This window comes from Pseudomonas sp. 32_A, from assembly GCF_017490905.1.
GTDB lineage: Bacteria > Pseudomonadota > Gammaproteobacteria > Pseudomonadales > Pseudomonadaceae > Aquipseudomonas > Aquipseudomonas inefficax.
This window is the reverse complement of the sequence record NZ_JAFGYI010000366.1, coordinates 1-440: the sequence shown is the minus strand read 5'-3', so window position 1 is coordinate 440 and position 440 is coordinate 1. Positions and strand designations below refer to the sequence as shown.

Sequence of the window (440 nt, the reverse complement as noted above, 5' to 3'; positions counted from 1 at the left end):
GTCTGGCTGTTCCTCGCCGCGCCCGCCCGACGAGACCCGTGCGGGGCCCCGGCGCACGCTCAGGGCGCGGCGAGGAACAGCCAGACCACGCAAACGAGGCCGACCGTCCACACGAGCGAGCGCAGCGTCGCCCAGTTCAGCAGATAGAGCACGCCATACAGCACGCGCGATGCGACGAAGACGATCGCGAGCTGATCGCCGCGCTGCATGTTCGCGCCGTTGTGCCACGCGACGACGAGCGCCGCGGTGAACAGCGCGAACGCTTCCCACGAGTTCTGATGGGCGGCGAACGCACGCGCGCGCCAGCCGTCGAGCCGGGCGAGATAGCCGCGCGGGTCGTGGTTGTCGTACCGGCTGCTCGACTTCGCGCACATCGTCCAGACGAACGGCATCAGCGCCGTGATCAGCAGGCAAGTTTGCGATACGTTCATGTTTTCTCC

The 440-nt window shown here is 68.0% G+C and carries 1 protein-coding gene; it reads right to left on the bottom strand.

Annotation, left to right across the window (positions count from 1 at the left end; translation table 11 throughout):
- Window positions 1–59 precede the first annotated feature (59 nt).
- Window positions 60–440: MAPEG family protein (locus J5M58_RS27095; protein WP_243432574.1), on the bottom strand; the 381-nt coding region annotated here is incomplete at its 5' end.